Raw genomic sequence first — 16,483 nt, 5'->3', positions numbered from 1 at the left:
AAAACAATTAGAAGAAGAAAATGGAGGCAAAAAGAACATGTTTAAGAAAAAAATAAGTGTAATGGTCATTATTTTGATGCTTGTGGCACAATATGCCTATGGCATCGGATTTGCTCCGCAAGTAAAAGCGGCTGCGATTGATGACGAAAGAAATATCATCACCAGTGTTTCGATGGCTGTTTACGGGCCGGATGGAATCACAGTCACGAATAGCGTATACGAACAAGATGCTAATGTTACCTTGGATTATAATTGGTCTCTTCCTAAAAATCATAATTACAAGCAAGGTGACACTTTTACTTTTCAGCTTCCAGAACAGTTCCAGCTATTTAATGATTTTAACGGACCGTTGGTCTCTGAGGATGGAGATGTAGGGAGCTTTGAAGTCAGGCAAATTTCACATGAAGTGATAATGACTTTTAATGACTACATAGAAACGCATGATGACGTGCAGGGAACGCTGCGGTTAAATACTAAATTCGATAAACAGAAAATCTCGGGCAGTACTATTCAGAATATTTTATTTCCCGTGAGCGGCGGTATTCAGACAGTGACAGTGAATTTTAAACCAAGTGTTGGATCGACTATAGAGAAGAGAGGTATTCCCGGAGGCTTCAATGCGAACCAAATATTATGGACTGTTGATGTCAATAAGTCTTTGGAAGCCGTGGGGAATGCCATTGTGACGGACCCCATCCCTTCAGGCTTATCATTAAATACTCCAGTCACTGTGAGCGTGTATCAACTGAGCATTCAATTGGATGGTTCAGTAACGGAAGGAGCATTGCTCGACACAAGCGAATACTCTGCAGAGCTCTCCGGAGGGTCACTGATTGTCCGTTTTACGGAGCCTGTGATTAAAGAGGCTTACCGTATTGTATATTCCACAGGGATTACTAATGACCATCGGCTAAGCTTCACCAATACTGCAACTTTTTCAGGAGATGGGCAAGAGCCTGCCAGCTCCTCTGCCACAGTGAATGTAGAACGTGGAGGAAGCTTGAAAAAGTATTCCACAAGCTATGATGGGGGCAAGCAGATCATTTCCTGGGCAATTGAATATAACTACAGTGAAAAGAACATCCCGCAAGGAAACGCTGTGTTAACAGATTTGTTCGATGATTCTCAAGAGCTGGTAGCCGATTCATTAAAAGTATATGCTGTGCAGCTGGATTCTTCCGGTGGTGCAACGTTAGGCAATGTTTTGACAAAGGATGTTGACTACACGGTTGTTTCCACCTCAGACGTTCATAAGGCTGGATTTGTATTGCAATTTGTACACGATGTTACTTCACCATATCGAATCGAATATAAGACAAAAGCGATAAAGCGCGTGTTTGAGGATGTCACCATAACTAATACAGTCTCCGATAGTACGTATAGTAATCAGGCTACCCGATTAATCCGGTCTTCCATTCTTTATAAGACTTTATCAACCGTAGATTATCAGAATAAAACATTGGGCTGGAAGGTCACATTGAATAGTGACAATTACCCGATGAGCCATGTTGCAGTTACCGAATCCTTCCCATTTGGCGGCCTAAAGTTTATTCCGGAATCACTGGTGATTAGAAATCTGAATGGAAATGTTTTAAATCCGAATAACTATAATCTAGTATACAACTCACCTGTCGAGCCTAATAAAGGCTTCAAGGTAGTGTTTAATTCACCGATATCTGGTCTTTACACGATTAGCTATTCTACAGAATTTAACAAGGATTGGATTTGGGCTAAAACTGAAAGTTTCAACAACAAAGTTCGCTTAGACTGGATGGACTCTACTGAAGCCTTACGCACGATAGAAGCAGAAGGGTTATTCATTCCTAGACCTGAAGCGAAAAACAATGGATTTAAAGGGGGAGCCTACGATGCTTCAACTAAAGAAATTACTTGGACGATAGGCGCCAATTATAACGGCAAAACCCTCGAAGCTCCGGCGCTTGCAGATATTTTAAAATCAGGCCAGACCTTGGTTCCTGGTTCACTTAAAGTTTACACTATGAATATTGCAAAGAATGGTGATCCTACCAAGGGTGGAGAAGTGAATCGTAATAAATATACCTATAGCTTAAATAGCGATAATGAATTAAAGGTCATTTTTACAGATACGATTAACTCCGCTTTCTACATTGAATTTAACACAAGTCTTGAAGGGCAAATAATAGGCACTACTATTGATAATAAAGCTAATCTCTATGATGGAACAAAAGTGGTTTCCAAAGATTTGACCGCCTCCGTAAAAATTCCTTTTGGAGAGGATTATGTGCTGAAGGACGGCACACAAAACGGGGATAAAATCGACTGGAGCCTGCAAATTAACCGGGGGCAGTCTACTGTAAAGGATGCTTTAATCAAAGATACTCCTAGTGCTAATCAAATTTTGCTGCAGAATTCATTCCATCTATATCCTACGGCTGTAGCTGTGAACGGAGATATCACGAAAAGCGGCCCTGAATTGATTCAGGGTGTTGATTATAGCGTAGTTATTACAACGGATGCCGATGGAAAACAATCCTTTGAGTTAAGCTTTGCCAAGGAAATCAGCAGGGCTTACATTCTCGAATATCAATCCCTGATTGTGGCTAACACTGGAGACAAAGTAATAAATACTGTACATTTCAGTGGTTTTAACGGCAGCGAAATAAGTAAAGAGACCTCCAAAGAAATTATTGTCGGGGTCTCCAGCGGTTCTGGCACAGGCAGCGGGGTTAGAGGCACCCTCAATATTAAGAAGCTAGATGCTGAAGATAACTTAAAAGCGCTTGGTGATGCGACTTTTGCATTGTATCGACTAAATGGAGCGGAACGTGTATTGATTAACAGTCTAACTACAGATGCAGAGGGTACAGCTACATTCAATAAAATATGGCTGGGTAGCTATGTATTGGTGGAGACAGCAGCTCCAAATGGTTACGTGCTCGATACATCCGAGCATCCAGTGGAGATTCGTTCCTCGTCAGCGATTCAACTGGTGATTACGAATCAAAAAGCAGTGGAGCCAACGCCTACGGCAACACCAGAACCAACCGATGCTCCAACAACAACACCAGAGCCAACCGTAACACCTGCACCATCAACAACGCCAGAACCGACGGTTTCTCCATCACCAGAAGCGACTGCTGCACCTACACCAATCCCTACAAGCAGCACATCTGGAGGTTCGGTGGTACCCACGTCTACAAGTTCGCCCGTACCAGGGGTAATTATTAATGATCCAGCTGTTCCTGCTGGTCCTGGAATTGCCGCCGATCTAGGATCCGCGACATCAACCGATGAGGGAACTCCTGAGCAAGAGATTACCGAAGAAGAAATTCCATTAGGAGAAGTTGATATCGATGATGAAGAAGTACCAAAGGGTACGGTGAACAATAGCACTTCGGTTGCTCCTCAGCTGCCGAAGACAGGTGAGAATAGTCCAATGCCACTGTATCTGTCGGGAATTGGGTTGATAACGATAGGCTTTGTTTTGAACCGAGTATTTAGACGTAGGGGTAAGACGGAGTGATTGAGATTAGTGTGATTTAAGCTTTTGTGCTTTTTTTGAAAAATTTATGGCTGATTCTTAAGTGTACCGGGACTAAAACTTTTCCTCCTGGCAGTAGCGGCGCAGCATCAATGGTGAGAGCTTTCCCGTTCACGAGTGCTTTGACACTGCCCACAGTCATAGTAACGGTGTTCTCGGCGTGCTTAAGCTAAAGATCAGTAGTGGTCGGCGATGCTTAGCTGTCGCGGTATGAATGAAATGGCCCCTAGCATAGTTAAATAAGATGGATAATAATATTAGAGGAATTCCTCACTTATAGCAGAGTTGGTATGAAATCACTATAAGTCAGAGATCTTAAGGCTTTATGTTATGAAATCTTATCATTTTCTTAATGGATGAGATTGTACAAAAAATCCCTGCAAGCATCATTCGCTCACAGGGAAAGAGGTTTCAAATTCAGTTTGTTTGCGTGTGCTTTTGGCTGTAATGGTTCCGCCGTGAAGCTCTGCAATACTCTTGGCTATGGCGAGCCCTAAGCCACTTCCGCCTGTCTCTCGGGAGCGGGATTTATCGACACGATAAAAGCGTTTAAATAAGTGGGGGAGGTCGGATGCAGGGATAGGAGTACCATAATTCGTACATACAGCAACTATTCTACCGTCTTTTCTAACAACAGAAATGTCTAGAATTTTTCCTTCCTTTCCGTATCTTACGGCATTGGTAAATAGGTTCTCATACAATCGCACCAGCTCGTCCGCATCTCCGTTGATGATCAGAGGAGCTGTATCCGTATGAATGCGGTAGATCATATCTGCTTGTTCCAGTACGGGTGCAAATTCCTCAATCAGCTGTTCGAGCAGCTTGCCGAGATCTACAGGCTCAATATTTAGCGGTAATCCGCTGCTGCTGACGCGTGTGTATTCAAATAAATCGTCGATTAGCTTTTTAAGAGTCAGAGATTTCTCATAGGCAATATTCACATAATAACGCAGCTCAACCTCGTTTTTATAACGATCCCTCTCCACATATTCAAGGAATCCGAGAACAGAGGTTAGTGGGGTTCGGAGGTCATGGGACACACCTGTGATTAGGTCATTTTTGGCTTTTGCAGCGGCTCGTTCTTCCTCTATAGCAGATTTTAGCTTGCTAGCCATTGTGTTCATATTTTCAGCGAGCTTTCCGAGTTCATCCGTACCTGATACCGGCACCTTGAAAGACAAATTGCCATCCGCAATGGCCTGAACTCCGCTCGTAATGTTATGAAGATTCTTAGTTGTATTTCTGGACAGTTTTAGGATGAAAAAAATAAATAAAGGAATCCCTATAAGAATTACAACTGGCGTCGATCCAATAGTATTGATCACCCAGAGAATGAGTCTGACTCCCCAAAAGGAGCGCGAAGGATTTAACCACAGCAATAGTGAAGTGCCATAATAGCTGCCCATTAAGATTAAAGCGGTGAGTGCTAGGCTTGTTAAGCTGAAGCCAACTATTTTCCAGGATAGGGTATCGAATCGTTTAAAGTTCAACTAGAAGGACCTCCTTTTTCCAGTTTGTAGCCAACGCCCCATACCGTTTTTAAGTATTGTGGTTTACGCGGATCTTCTTCTATTTTTTCTCTGATTTTACGAATATGCACCATGAGTGTATTGGTGCTTTCCAGGAATTGTTCTTTCCATACTTTGGCGTAGATCTGCTCCATGCTTAGGACTTGTCCTCTATTACGGGCGAGCAGCTCTAGAATCGCAAATTCTCGCGGGGTAAGTTTAACTGGCTGATCATCCACACTAACTTCATGCGTAACCGAATTAATAACCAAGCCATCAATGATGATTTCATCCTGTTTGGCGTTTAGATCTGCCATGTAATTTCGAGTTCTGCGCAGCTGGGATTTAACACGGGCAACTAACTCCAGCGGACTAAAAGGTTTCGTAACATAATCATCTGCACCTACGCTAAGTCCGGTGATTTTATCAAGTTCCTGCCCTTTAGCAGATAACATGATGATCGGAAATTTTTGCGTTTCACGAATTTTAATACAAGCCTCAATGCCGTCCATATTAGGCATCATGATATCAAGAACCATTAGGTCTATAGTCTCTCTATTGATAATTTCGAGTGCTTCCAGCCCGTCTCTGGCAGTTAACAGCCGGTAGCCCTCGTTCTCCAGATAGATCTGCATTAGTTTAATAATCTCGGCTTCGTCGTCCACCAATAGCAGCGTTGCGTTGTGCATTTCTCAGCGTCCTTTCTTGCTTGTAAAGCAATCTTGCTATAAGAAGTATACAACATTTTCTTGTTTGGAAGCCTCATTTGAAGACCGGTGAAGGCAAAGGAACTGTATAGCAGCTCATAAATTAGTGGAATAAAGACCAAATCGCCCACAGCATTATGCCAGTTTGTTTTTTCTTTTTAGCTTGCTCTGATCGCTGTGCCTCAATCCATGTTTTGATCTGTGGATAATACATTCCCAGCCATGCCCCTAACATGCAGTTCTGGAATCTTTTTTAAGAGTTGTCATGATAGAAATCTTCCTTCCTTGTAGTGCTTAAACCCTATTTAACAGGAGACTTCTTAACAACGCTGGCAGATAAAAGTAAAGGGAAACTTAATAGTTTCTTAACAAGTCTTAAGAATTAGGAAGCTACTATGCTATAATAATTTCAAATTAAATATGTTGGGGGTAATTTGGAATATGTGGAAGGAATTTAAAGCTTTTGCCTTGAAAGGAAATGTTCTTGATTTAGCGGTTGCGGTCATTATTGGAGCTGCATTCGGAAAGATTGTAACTTCATTAGTAAATGACATTATTATGCCAATTGCAGGTTTGCTTACTGGTGGGATAGATTTGAAGGATCGGGTGCTTGAAGTCAGTACGGACCTGAAAATACCTTATGGACTATTTTTACAATCGGTTGTGGATTTCTTTATTATTTCATTTTCCATTTTTCTGGTTATCAAGCTGGCCAATAAATTTCAGCGTAAAGAAGCCGTTAAAGTTGAAGTGGTGGAGACTCCAGCACCTGCAGAGGATATCGTGCTGCTTACGGAAATTCGTGATCTTTTGAAACAACAAGAACGTGGTTTGTAATCATGAAATATAACCAAGAAGCGCCAGGAGTCCTTGCCCTGGCGCTTCTTGGTTTCCTTTTATAAACTCAGTACAATCTATAATCTAGTTACAAATTTTAAGTAAATATAATAAACGCACTTGCATTTCGCTGGTGTAAGTGATAATTTTGTTAGTAAGGAAAACTTGAACCTCAATTAAATAAAGGATCAATCCTTCAGGGCAGGGTGTAATTCCCTACCGGCGGTGATGCTGTTGTAGAAGTAACTTATTAAGTTCATCTACAGTGCTCAGTCCGCTACCCGGCTCGCGTTGTTGACGCGAACGGTGGACCTGGTGAAATTCCGGGACCGACAGTATAGTCTGGATGGAAGAAGGAGAGGTTGACCGCTTGTCTGCAATGGACTGGCGGATCGCAGTGTTTTCATATAATTATGTGCGATATTTCACAATACCCGTCGATTGACGGCTATTTAAGCACACTTTTATTTGGACTGCCGATTAACTCTCGCATAACCCATCTTGAACTCCTCCTGGAGAATGAGATGGGTTTTTCTGTTTTTTTTAGCTTAAGAATAGACAGCAGTGGATAGGAGGAAGAGATGGAGAACATGAATGATGAGTTTTATATGTCGCTAGCATTGGATATGGCAGAACGTGCCCAAGGGCAAACGGGAATTAACCCTGTTGTTGGCTGCGTTGTGGTGAAGAATGGAGCAATGATTGGACTCGGAACTCATTTGCAGCGCGGTACGGGGCATGCCGAGGTGCACGCTTTGAATATGGCAGCTGGGCAGGCACAGGGCAGTACCGCATATGTCACACTAGAACCGTGCAGCCATTATGGAAAAACTCCACCTTGCAGCCAAAGGCTGATCGATGAAGGGGTAGCTAGGGTTGTAGTTGCTTGTGAAGACCCGAACCCTCAGGTGGCAGGAAGAGGAATCCAAATGCTGCGTGACCAAGGGATTGAGGTCGAAGTTGGTTTGCTGCGTGATCGCGCGTTTCGATTGAATGAGCGTTTTATCAAATATATTTTGACAAAACAACCTTTTGTTACGCTGAAGAGTGCTAGCACGCTTGATGGCAATCTGGCTACCAAATCTGGTGACAGTAAATGGATTTCGAATGGGGAAGCGCGGGAGATCGTACATACGCTGCGGCATCGGCATCAGGGCATCATGGTCGGTGTGAATACAGTGATTGCTGATAATCCCTCTCTGACAACAAGAACAGAAGTGCCCGGCATTAACCCGACGCGGATCATCATTGATTCCGGGCTACGTATTCCTCTGGATTCGGCAGTTGTATGTGATGGCCTAGCGCCTACTCTTATTGTAACAACCGATGCTGCAGATCCTGCTAAGAAGGCTGCACTGCTGAAAGCAGGTGTTCAAATCGTTGTGTGCGGAGCAGGTCCAAGAGTGGATCTGAAGGCGGCCATGATATCCCTTGGCGAAATGGAAATTGGCTCTATTTTGCTTGAAGGCGGGGGAACGCTGAACGGTGCGATGCTGGAAAGCGGGCTAGTGGATCGTGTGATTCTCTTCTTCGCTCCAAAAATTGTCGGTGGTGGTACAGAAGCGAAAGGGACTTTCGTATTCCCGGGTGTAGAGCTGATGAAGGATGCGATCTCACTTGAAGGATTGGAAGTAAAAGTGCTAGGAGATAATGTATGTATCAGCGGTACTCCGGTACGCTAAAAAAGTTTTAAGCGAAGTGAATTTGAGGAAGTAATGCTTTTTAGGAGGGATATCATGTTCACCGGATTAATTGAAGAGGTTGGTGTTTTGCGCAGTGTCTCCGCCGGTGGGGAAATGATGGTGCTGAATATTGCCGCTTCGGTCATCATGGATGATCTAAAAATCGGTGACAGTGTGTCCGTCAATGGGGTTTGCCTTACGGCGACAACTTTGGGCGATCATTCCTTTACAGTGGATGTAATGCCACAGACCTACCGGAATAGCAACCTGAAGGAACTGAAGCCCGGCAGCCGGATGAATCTGGAACGAGCGATGGCAGCTGGCGGGCGTTTTGGAGGACATATTGTTCAAGGACATGTTGATGGCACTGGCATTATTAAGAGTGTAAAACGTGATCAAAATGCTGTCGTATTCGAGATTGCACCGGATCGTAAATCACTATTTAAATATATTATCCCTAAGGGATCGATCACGATCGACGGCATTAGTTTAACTGTAGTGAAGACTACGGCCTCATCGCTGGCAGTGTCCATTATTCCGCATACGTTAGGGGAAACAGTTCTGACGCACAAACGGGCCGGGGATAGTGTAAATATCGAGTGTGACGTACTTGGCAAATATGTAGATCATTTATTGCATTATGGCTCAGCCGCCCAAGATGAAGAAGGCGAGAGCCGCTCTGGGATTAGTCATGATTTTTTGGCGGCGAACGGGTTTGTTTAAATAAAGAGTTTGCTTACGAAGAAGGGAATAATCTTTCGTAAAGCTTTTAGGAGGATAGGATCATGAGCGAGCAATCGAAAAAGGAAAGTGTCTTGGATCCGATTGAAGATGCTATATATGACTTAATGCGCGGTAAAGTCATCATTGTAGTGGATGATGAAGATCGTGAGAATGAAGGGGATTTTATAGCCCTTGCTGAACGGGCGACACCAGAGGTCATCAATTTTATGATTACTGAGGGACGTGGATTGGTTTGTATGCCTATTACCCAGGAGCGTGCGGCAGAACTTGAACTGCAAGCCATGGTAACCCACAATACCGATAATCACGGTACGGCTTTTACCGTATCTGTTGACCATATTGATACAACCACTGGGATCTCTGCGGGGGAAAGATCTTTGACCGTTAAGGCCATGATCGATCCAAAAGCGAAACCTGCTGATTTCCGCAGACCGGGGCATATGTTCCCGCTGATTGCGAAAAAAGGTGGCGTTCTGCGCCGCTCCGGACATACGGAGGCTGCTGTTGATCTAGCGCGGATGTGTGGCGCTTATCCAGCCAGTGTCATTTGCGAGATTATCAAGGAAGATGGCTCAATGGCCCGCTTACCTGATCTAATCGAAATTGCCCGCAAGCATGATCTTAAGCTGATCAGTATCAAGGATCTTATTCATTATCGCAATGAAAAAGAACAACTCGTTACTCGCGAGGTTTCAGTACGTCTTCCTACCGATTTTGGGGATTTCCAGACCATTGCTTATACAAATGAAGTCGATGATAAAGAGCATGTAGCTTTGGTAAAAGGCGATATTTCCGGCGATGAGCCAGTGCTTGTACGTGTACATTCCGAATGCCTGACTGGTGATGTATTCCACTCCCATCGTTGCGATTGCGGCCCGCAATTTGAAGCTGCACTGCGGCAGATCGAAACTGCCGGCAGGGGCGTGTTGCTCTATATGCGCCAAGAAGGCAGAGGCATTGGCCTTATCAATAAGCTTCGGGCTTACAAGCTGCAAGAGGAAGGTCTTGACACTGTAGATGCGAATCTAAAGCTTGGTTTTCCAGCAGATCTGCGTGACTATGGAATTGGAGCACAGATTCTGAAGGATCTGGGTGTGCGCCAAATCCGTCTGCTCACGAACAACCCACGTAAGATCAAAGGGCTGGAGGGTTATGGATTGGAAGTCGTTGAGCGCGTGCCGATACAAATGCCGGAGAACAAGGACAACACCAACTATCTCCACACGAAGCAAGCGAAGCTTGGACATATGCTGTCTTTTGACGATATTGAACAAAATGAGGATTCGAAAGCTTAACCATACATTATAAAAAACGAAGGGTAGATGATGGATATGCCGAAATATTTAGAAGGACACTTAGTTTCTGAGGGGTTAAAATACGGAGTTGTTGTAGGACGTTTTAATGAATTTATTACCAGCAAGCTTTTGTCAGGTGCACTCGATGCCTTTAAACGCCATGGTGTCGGTGATGATGAAGTGGATGTTGCTTGGGTTCCAGGGGTATTTGAAATTCCATTGATCGCGCAAAAAATGGCTGAAAGCGGCAAATACGACGCTGTAATTACCTTAGGAACGGTTATCCGTGGTTCCACTACACACTATGATTATGTATGTAATGAAGTTGCCAAAGGAGTAGCCGCTATCAATCTTAAGACCGGCGTGCCGACCATTTTTGGCGTAGTTACTACTGAAAATATTGAACAGGCCATCGAGCGTTCAGGAACTAAAGCAGGCAATAAAGGTTGGGATGCTGCGACTGCTGCGATTGAAATGGCGAATCTTAACAAACTGTTTAAGTAAGTCAGCTATTGACGAATCAGTCGAATTCGTGCTTATTTATAGTATAAGAAGAAAGCATGGATTATAAGAGCCCTTTCTACTTGTGTAGCGTCCAGACGGGCGCTGCACTTTACTTTTTTTGGCGGGAGGATGCTTCGTGACTGTATTGTACAAGCTGGAGACGTTTGAAGGTCCGCTGGATCTGCTCTTGCATTTAATTGATAAGGCGGAAATCGACATCCAGGACATTCCGGTCGCCGAGATCACCGAACAGTATATGGAATACCTGCGTAGCATGCAGGAGCTTGAATTGGATATTACGAGTGAATTTCTCGTGATGGCCGCTACCCTTTTATCTATAAAGAGCAAGCTATTGCTGCCCAAACCACCGGTCATTGAGATCGATGATTTTGAATATTACGAAGAGGATGAATTTGATCCACGAGCTGAACTTGTTCAGCGACTGATTGAGTATCGTAAGTTCAAGAGTATTGCTGTACATCTAATGGATATGGAGAGCGAGCGGAGCTTGATTTTTACGAAGGAGCCTGAGGATTTGGGTCCATTCGTGCCAGAAGAGATTGATCAAACGCTAAAAGGACTACATACCTCAGACTTAATAGCCGCTTTTCGTAAAGCGCTAAGTAAGGCTGCCAGAAGGTCTTCTTACCAGCGGATCACCCGGGATGAAATATCGGTAAAAGATCGTATACGTGATGTATCAGATGCGCTGCAGCGCAGAGGAACAGGCGGTAAGCTGCATTTCTCCGCACTGCTTCACGATGAAATGGCACGGCACGAAATCGTAGTTACTTTTCTTGCGATTCTGGAACTGATGAAAATGAAGGCGATTTTTTGCTACCAAGAGAAATTGTTTGATGACATCGTAATGGAGTGGAGAGGAGGAGAACACTTCAATGGATTACAAAACGCTGAAATCGATTATTGAGGGCCTGCTGTTTCTATCAGGGGATGAAGGAATCTCTGTACGCCAAGTGGCTGAAATTACGGAACAGCGCCCAGAGCTTGCGGCCGGAGCATTAGAGGAACTGAAAGAAGATTATGTAGCACAGGAGCGGGGCTTACAGGTAGTGCAAATTGCCGGGAACTATCGGCTGGCTACATTGCCTGATCATGTCCACTATTTTGAGCGTCTGGCCTATTCACCATCCAGATCAACCTTGTCTCAGGCTGCCTTAGAGACTCTCGCAATCGTGGCTTATCGCCAACCGATTACGCGGGTGGAGATTGAAGAAATCCGGGGTGTGAAGTCGGAACGCGCAATTCATACGCTGAATAACAAGGATTTGATTCATGAGGTTGGTCGTGCGGAAGCGGTAGGCCGGCCAATTCTGTACGGGACGACTAAATCCTTCTTGGAGAGCTTTGGTCTTGCCAGTCTAAAGGATCTGCCGGAACCAACAAACTTTGAGTCCACGGATAATTTGGAAGAAGAGACACAGCTATTGTTCAATAAGCTGGATACTCAAATGACTTTTGAGGATGTCGAGCTGCCTTAGTTCGTACGAGAACGCTAATAATTGTATTGAAGGGACTGCCCTTAAACCATTTATGTGGTTTGGGACAGTCCCTATTTTTATTTAAGCTTATATTTTTTATACAAACCCCGAATTTTTTCCAGCTTAAATTGCCATACTAAACCAAAGGTTCCCATTATTAAGGTTTCTTGGAGGTAAATACGTGACGTTATGGCTTGCAATTCCCCTCGTTTTGCTTGTACTGGCAATGATCCTGGTCCTGTCTTCATCTATCGATTTCCGCATACGGTGTTATAAACATGGAAAAAATGACCTGCTCGAATTAGATATTACCTCTCTTTTTGGTCTGATAAAGCTTCACTATGAACTTCCCCAATTGGTCTTTAAGGGATTGGAGCAGGGTGTGTGGGGAAAGTTTAAAGAGACAGGGACTGCGACGACAGGTGTAGATACCGTAAAAGAAGAGATATTCGATAAAGAAAGAGTAATGCACTGGCGCGACAATGTTAACCAAGCTGTAAAATCTACACGCGGGTTGAAGGAATGGTTAAAAGAGACTGTAGCTCATGTGAAAATATCAAAGCTCGATTGGTCCACCGATTTCTCTCTTGGTGATGCAGCAGATACTGCGACCGCATCGGGAGCGGTTTGGGGCCTGAAGTGGAGTATTGTTGGTTTTATTTCACAGTGGGTGAAATTGCAGCAGCACCCTCGAATTTTTGTTAAGCCTGTTTTTGAAGATGAGCTTTGTTTTGCAATGGAGTTTGTCTGTAAGGGGAAAATCTCAGTCGGCTATACTTTGTATGCCTTAATGCGGCTATCTCGGCGTGTCTTGCGTGAAAAAGGTGGGATCGGCCATTGGAGAAATCTGCTGAAACAGATGCGTCAGGAGCCACATGGGAAAGTTTAAAATGAAAGTTACATACAAATGGGCGGAAGTGGGGATGATATACGCTGTAGAAGAAAGAGAAATCGTACTCAATTAAAGGAGGAAACAATATGAGCGACCATCCTATTCAAGGCCTAATGCAAACAGCGATGGAAAATATCAAGGGCATGGTAGATGTGAATACCATTGTCGGAGATCCAGTACAAACTCCTGACGGCAGCATCATCCTGCCTATCAGTAAAGTTGCCTTTGGATTTGCTGCTGGTGGTAGTGATTATCGAGTAGAAGATTCTATAAGTGGTTCAAGCTCCCAAGGTGGAGTCAAAATGCTTCCATTTGGTGGAGGTAGCGGGGGAGGCGTCTCCATTCGACCGATCGCTTTTTTAGTGGTAGGTAAGGATGGAGTGAATATTGTCCCTCTGGACAATCAAACTCACCTATTCGAAAAAATCATCGACGCAACACCAGGGCTCATCGACAAAATTCAAACCATGTTCCAAACCAGCAATGCTGCAGCTCAAACGCCGCCAACACCTGCCACACCAGCAGCAGCACCTGTTAAAACCGATCCAAGTACATCTCAATCTTCAACTCATTAGGTACACATAATTCTACAAATAGCCTCGGGGATATCGCCATACATCAGGCGGTGTCCCTTTTTTGACGTATCAGAAAGTATATTTTGGTCCCCGCAAATTACCTGAAAAAATATCGAAGCAAGGCCTCACATTGTGGGGATATTTTGTGTGGAACATCCCAAGGAGTGGACATACCCTAAGGCTGGTCCGCATACACTTGTACAACATAAACACTTTTACTTAAGATCCGATAAGAAGCCGGAGGATGAACATGAAGACAATAACCCGTAAATGGCCATTCGCCTTAATATTGTGCCTTTCGCTGCTGCTTCTGGCGCCGCTATCTTCAATTCAGGCCGAGAACAGCTCTATCTCTACACATGCAAGAGCAGCGGCACTGATTGATGTGGAATCCGGGCGTATTTTGTACAGCAGCCGTGGGGATGAGCCTATGCTTATTGCCAGCTTGACCAAAATTATGACCGCCCTCGTCGCCATTGAGAATGGTGATTTAGCCTCTAAAGTCAAAGTAGGAAAAAATGCCTATGCGAAAGAAGGCTCTTCTATTTACTTGCAGCAGGGGGAAGAGATGACGCTGGAAAATATGCTGTATGGCCTGATGCTGCGCTCAGGGAATGATGCAGCAACGGCGATCGCTGAGCATATCGGTGGTTCTGAGGAAGGTTTTGTATACCTTATGAACGCTAAGGCTGAGGAGCTAGGGCTAACCCATACTCATTTTGCTAATCCCCATGGTCTTGACGCTGAAGGGCATTATTCAAGTGCTAACGACTTGGCTGTTCTGACCGCTTATGCTCTTCATAATCCTGTATTTAAAGAAATTGTGAAGACGCAGGAGAAAACTGCAGACAATCCAAATGAGAAATGGGATTACAAATGGAGAAACAAAAATAAGATGCTGTATTTATACGAGGGAGCGGACGGTGTTAAGACAGGTTATACCAAAAAAGCACTGCGCTGCCTTGTCAGCTCTGCCACCAGAAACGGCCAGCAGCTTGTCGCAGTAACTATAAATGACGGCGATGACTGGAATGATCATGCTTCCCTGCTAAACTTCGGGTTTAATCACTATCCGCTCAAAACATTGATCGAACGTGGGGATGCCTTGACGGGCTATAACTTTGTAACCTCCAAAACCTTTGCCTATCCACTTGGACAAGGTGAACAAAATAGAGTGATTACGAAACTTGTTTTAAATCAGAAGGAAACGGCTTCAGCCGAAGCTACGCGAGCAAATTTTGGATTGCAAGGGGCGCTTGTGCTGGAGCTGGGCGGGAAAGAAATAGGCCGCGTGCCGGTGTATACTCCTGAGAACCTGCCTCCTGAGCAATCTGCTTATATGAAAAAGTACAGTCCTACTCTAGCACAGGCTTATCCGGCAAATAATTGGTTCCAGGCGCTGGGTAGTGCGCTGAAAGCTTTATTTGAAATGGGAGCGAGTTCGAAATAAGAAAATGGGCTGATGAATGAAGAAGGAGGCGTATCCATGATTAACGGGATTTGGCTAGGAATGATCATCATCGGTTTTCTGTTCGCCGCCGTTAACGGCAGAATGGATGAGTTTACAGCCGCCGTATTCGACGGAGCCAAGAGTGGGGTAACGGTAAGTTTTGGCTTAATCAGTGTGCTTGTGTTCTGGCTTGGAATCATGAAGATAGCAGAAGATGCAGGTTTGCTTAAAAAGATTGCCAAGGTGCTTGGCCCTGTCGTAGCTTTTTTATTTCCTGATGTGCCGAAAGGGCATCCTGCCATTGGATATATTCTCTCCAATATGAGTGCTAATCTGCTGGGACTAGGCAATGCCGCAACGCCAATGGGCATCAAGGCGATGCAGGAGCTGCAAAAGCTCAACCCTGATAAAGAGACCGCCACACCAGCCATGTGTACTCTTCTAGCACTTAACACAGCAAGCATTACGCTTATCCCAGCCACACTGATTGCCATCCGGTTAAACTATGGTTCAGCCGATCCCGCAGGCATAGTAGGTACAACACTTGCAGCAACGGCCGTGGCGACACTTGCAGCGATTGCGGCAGACCGGTTTTTCCGAAGGCTGACTTTACTGCGCAAACCGCCGAAGCCCCCTTCAGCAAAGTCTGGGGTTCCTCCTTTGACGAAGACAACACTCCCTAATTCCTCATTGAAAGGGTGAACGTGATTTGTACCAGTTCATCAGTCTCATATCGGCATGGGCGATTCCGGTCATGATCACGTTCATCCCGCTCTATGCTTTTACGCGCAAAGTGCCAGTCTACGAATCCTTTGTTGAAGGCGCGAAAGATGGGTTTGGCACGGCCATTGCGATTATTCCCCATCTTGTGGGGATGCTGGTTGCGATCAGTGTTTTTCGCGCTTCTGGTGCGCTGGACTTTTTCATGGGTTTCATTTCCCCTGCCCTGCGTGGGCTTGGTGTTCCTGCCGAAGTATTGCCGCTTGGTCTTCTGCGGCCGCTTACGGGGACTGGGTCGCTTGCCTACACTACGGATCTGATCCGTGTGCATGGCCCGGATTCTTTAATTGGTATGATTGCTTCCACCATACAGGGGAGCACAGATACAACGCTTTATGTTTTGACCGTTTACTTTGGGGCTGTAGGCGTACGGAATGGCCGTTATGCGCTTAAGGTTGGTCTGTTCTCCGATGTTGTCGGCTTTGTCGCTGCGATCGCTGTGTGTCTGCTATTATTTGGATAGTCACCCCATTGCCCCCCTGAACAT

At 44.7% G+C, this 16,483-nt stretch carries 15 protein-coding genes and 1 riboswitch; of the genes, 13 read left to right on the top strand and 2 right to left on the bottom strand.

The window, feature by feature from the left end; genetic code table 11:
• Nucleotides 1–37: 37 nt before the first annotated feature.
• Nucleotides 38–3,505 (top strand): collagen binding domain-containing protein, encoded by a 3,468-nt coding sequence (locus NYE72_RS21140; RefSeq protein WP_076141323.1) that lies wholly within the window; start codon nucleotides 38–40, stop codon nucleotides 3,503–3,505.
• 404 nt (nucleotides 3,506–3,909) lie between these two features.
• Here NYE72_RS21140 and NYE72_RS21135 read toward each other — a convergent pair whose 3' ends face one another.
• Both NYE72_RS21135 and NYE72_RS21130 read right to left on the bottom strand, forming a co-directional pair.
• Complete coding sequence (locus tag NYE72_RS21135; RefSeq protein WP_038572451.1) at nucleotides 3,910–5,013, bottom strand: HAMP domain-containing sensor histidine kinase; 1,104 nt, start codon at nucleotides 5,011–5,013, stop codon at nucleotides 3,910–3,912.
• Nucleotides 5,010–5,720: a response regulator transcription factor gene (locus tag NYE72_RS21130; RefSeq protein ID WP_036676140.1), complete on the bottom strand. Its 711-nt coding sequence runs from the start codon at nucleotides 5,718–5,720 to the stop codon at nucleotides 5,010–5,012. Before NYE72_RS21130 ends, NYE72_RS21135 begins: the two co-directional genes overlap by 4 nt.
• 459 nt (nucleotides 5,721–6,179) lie before the next feature.
• On the opposite strand from NYE72_RS21130, the gene mscL reads away from it, so the two are divergent.
• From mscL to NYE72_RS21070, 12 genes are all read left to right on the top strand, one after another.
• The gene (gene mscL, locus NYE72_RS21125) at nucleotides 6,180–6,575 is read left to right on the top strand and encodes a large-conductance mechanosensitive channel protein MscL (RefSeq protein WP_036676141.1); all 396 of its coding nucleotides are present in this window, start codon (nucleotides 6,180–6,182) and stop codon (nucleotides 6,573–6,575) included.
• A gap of 188 nt (nucleotides 6,576–6,763) precedes the next feature.
• Nucleotides 6,764–6,937, top strand: a riboswitch (FMN riboswitch).
• Nucleotides 6,938–7,156: 219 nt separating this feature from the next.
• On the top strand, nucleotides 7,157–8,257 hold the full coding sequence (gene ribD, locus NYE72_RS21120) for a bifunctional diaminohydroxyphosphoribosylaminopyrimidine deaminase/5-amino-6-(5-phosphoribosylamino)uracil reductase RibD (protein WP_076141322.1): 1,101 nt from the start codon (nucleotides 7,157–7,159) through the stop codon (nucleotides 8,255–8,257).
• Between the two features lie 54 nt (nucleotides 8,258–8,311).
• Nucleotides 8,312–8,980, top strand: a complete 669-nt coding sequence (locus NYE72_RS21115; RefSeq protein WP_036676145.1) for a riboflavin synthase — start codon at nucleotides 8,312–8,314, stop codon at nucleotides 8,978–8,980.
• Nucleotides 8,981–9,042: 62 nt separating this feature from the next.
• On the top strand, nucleotides 9,043–10,296 hold the full coding sequence (locus NYE72_RS21110) for a bifunctional 3,4-dihydroxy-2-butanone-4-phosphate synthase/GTP cyclohydrolase II (protein ID WP_051490904.1): 1,254 nt from the start codon (nucleotides 9,043–9,045) through the stop codon (nucleotides 10,294–10,296).
• A gap of 36 nt (nucleotides 10,297–10,332) precedes the next feature.
• Nucleotides 10,333–10,800: a 6,7-dimethyl-8-ribityllumazine synthase gene (gene ribE / locus NYE72_RS21105; RefSeq protein WP_036676377.1), complete on the top strand. Its 468-nt coding sequence runs from the start codon at nucleotides 10,333–10,335 to the stop codon at nucleotides 10,798–10,800.
• 136 nt (nucleotides 10,801–10,936) lie between these two features.
• Nucleotides 10,937–11,728 carry a segregation/condensation protein A gene (locus tag NYE72_RS21100; RefSeq protein WP_036676147.1) on the top strand — a complete coding sequence of 264 codons (792 nt, stop codon included), beginning with the start codon at nucleotides 10,937–10,939 and terminating at the stop codon, nucleotides 11,726–11,728.
• Nucleotides 11,697–12,299 carry an SMC-Scp complex subunit ScpB gene (scpB, locus tag NYE72_RS21095; protein WP_076141321.1) on the top strand — a complete coding sequence of 201 codons (603 nt, stop codon included), beginning with the start codon at nucleotides 11,697–11,699 and terminating at the stop codon, nucleotides 12,297–12,299. The genes NYE72_RS21100 and scpB overlap by 32 nt, the downstream gene beginning before the upstream one ends.
• 181 nt (nucleotides 12,300–12,480) lie before the next feature.
• Nucleotides 12,481–13,188: a DUF2953 domain-containing protein gene (locus tag NYE72_RS21090; RefSeq protein ID WP_036676152.1), complete on the top strand. Its 708-nt coding sequence runs from the start codon at nucleotides 12,481–12,483 to the stop codon at nucleotides 13,186–13,188.
• A gap of 89 nt (nucleotides 13,189–13,277) precedes the next feature.
• Entirely contained in the window at nucleotides 13,278–13,766 is a 489-nt protein-coding gene (gene ytfJ, locus NYE72_RS21085) for a GerW family sporulation protein (protein WP_036676154.1), read from the top strand.
• A gap of 250 nt (nucleotides 13,767–14,016) precedes the next feature.
• Nucleotides 14,017–15,216 carry a D-alanyl-D-alanine carboxypeptidase family protein gene (locus tag NYE72_RS21080; RefSeq protein ID WP_170914204.1) on the top strand — a complete coding sequence of 400 codons (1,200 nt, stop codon included), beginning with the start codon at nucleotides 14,017–14,019 and terminating at the stop codon, nucleotides 15,214–15,216.
• A 36-nt stretch (nucleotides 15,217–15,252) separates the two neighbouring features.
• Nucleotides 15,253–15,918 carry a nucleoside recognition domain-containing protein gene (locus NYE72_RS21075; protein WP_036676157.1) on the top strand — a complete coding sequence of 222 codons (666 nt, stop codon included), beginning with the start codon at nucleotides 15,253–15,255 and terminating at the stop codon, nucleotides 15,916–15,918.
• Nucleotides 15,919–15,925: 7 nt separating this feature from the next.
• Entirely contained in the window at nucleotides 15,926–16,459 is a 534-nt protein-coding gene (locus NYE72_RS21070; protein ID WP_036676158.1) for a spore maturation protein, read from the top strand.
• Nucleotides 16,460–16,483 lie beyond the last annotated feature (24 nt).

The sequence above is a fragment of the Paenibacillus sp. FSL L8-0333 genome, assembly GCF_037965665.1.
Taxonomy (GTDB): Bacteria; Bacillota; Bacilli; order Paenibacillales; family Paenibacillaceae; genus Paenibacillus_AQ; species Paenibacillus_AQ odorifer.
The sequence above is the reverse complement of the archived record's forward strand: the minus strand, read 5'-3'. Positions and strand labels throughout refer to the sequence as shown.

Coding starts and splice junctions, on each gene's coding strand:
- NYE72_RS21140 (WP_076141323.1), top strand. CDS start 38: ATGTTTAAGAAAAAAATAAGTGTAATGGTCATTATTTTGATGCTTGTG.
- NYE72_RS21130 (WP_036676140.1), bottom strand. CDS start 5,720: ATGCACAACGCAACGCTGCTATTGGTGGACGACGAAGCCGAGATTATT.
- mscL (WP_036676141.1), top strand. CDS start 6,180: ATGTGGAAGGAATTTAAAGCTTTTGCCTTGAAAGGAAATGTTCTTGAT.
- ribD (WP_076141322.1), top strand. CDS start 7,157: ATGGAGAACATGAATGATGAGTTTTATATGTCGCTAGCATTGGATATG.
- NYE72_RS21115 (WP_036676145.1), top strand. CDS start 8,312: ATGTTCACCGGATTAATTGAAGAGGTTGGTGTTTTGCGCAGTGTCTCC.
- NYE72_RS21110 (WP_051490904.1), top strand. CDS start 9,043: ATGAGCGAGCAATCGAAAAAGGAAAGTGTCTTGGATCCGATTGAAGAT.
- ribE (WP_036676377.1), top strand. CDS start 10,333: ATGCCGAAATATTTAGAAGGACACTTAGTTTCTGAGGGGTTAAAATAC.
- scpB (WP_076141321.1), top strand. CDS start 11,697: ATGGATTACAAAACGCTGAAATCGATTATTGAGGGCCTGCTGTTTCTA.
- ytfJ (WP_036676154.1), top strand. CDS start 13,278: ATGAGCGACCATCCTATTCAAGGCCTAATGCAAACAGCGATGGAAAAT.
- NYE72_RS21080 (WP_170914204.1), top strand. CDS start 14,017: ATGAAGACAATAACCCGTAAATGGCCATTCGCCTTAATATTGTGCCTT.
- NYE72_RS21075 (WP_036676157.1), top strand. CDS start 15,253: ATGATTAACGGGATTTGGCTAGGAATGATCATCATCGGTTTTCTGTTC.